Genomic DNA, 231 nt, shown 5'->3' with positions numbered 1-231 from the left:
ACTCAAGGTTGACCAGCACCCCAACTTGGGCGATTTGCTGCTCGCCACCGGAGACGAAATCATCATCGAAGACTGCACGAGTCGGCAGCACGGCTCCGGGCTTTTTTGGGGTGCCGGCAAGCAGCCTGACGGGTCGTGGAATGGCGATAACGTCCTGGGCAAACTGTGGATGACCCTCCGCAACGAACTCAAAGGGGACGCATGACCATCACCAGCATCAACAGCAACTCG

At 58.4% G+C, this 231-nt stretch carries 1 protein-coding gene; it reads left to right on the top strand.

The features are described from left to right. A partial coding sequence (locus VJI94_RS08895; protein ID WP_324009117.1) for an NADAR family protein occupies positions 1 to 205 on the top strand: 205 nt, incomplete at its 5' end. Between the last annotated feature and the right edge of the window lie 26 nt (positions 206 to 231).

The organism is Parvimonas sp. D9 (assembly GCF_035282565.1).
Lineage (GTDB): Bacteria > Bacillota > Clostridia > Tissierellales > Peptoniphilaceae > Parvimonas > Parvimonas micra.
Note: the sequence above shows the minus strand (reverse complement) of the source record. Positions and strands in the feature narration are given on the sequence as shown.